Raw genomic sequence first — 293 nt, 5'->3', positions numbered from 1 at the left:
TTGTGCATGCACAACCGGTTTGGGCTTCTCCGCGTTCGCTCGCCGCTACTGACGGAATCACTGTTGTTTTCTGTTCCTCAGGGTACTTAGATGTTTCAGTTCCCCTGGTCTGCCTCCTCGCTGCCTATGGATTCGGCAGCGGGTACTGGACCATTACGTCCAGTGGGTTCCCCCATTCGGACATCCCCGGATCAAAGCCCGCTTACGGCTCCCCGAGGCGTTTCGGCGTTCGCTCCGTCCTTCGTCGGCACCTGGCGCCTAGGCATCCTCCGTGCGCCCTTTGTAGCTTAATC

1 rRNA gene is annotated in these 293 nt (G+C 59.0%); it reads right to left on the bottom strand.

Annotation, left to right across the window (positions count from 1 at the left end):
- A 23S ribosomal RNA gene (locus tag EFBL_RS07990) occupies nt 1-293 on the bottom strand; the annotation flags it as partial.

The sequence above is a fragment of the Effusibacillus lacus genome, assembly GCF_002335525.1.
GTDB lineage: Bacteria > Bacillota > Bacilli > Tumebacillales > Effusibacillaceae > Effusibacillus > Effusibacillus lacus.
The sequence above is the reverse complement of the archived record's forward strand: the minus strand, read 5'-3'. Positions and strand labels throughout refer to the sequence as shown.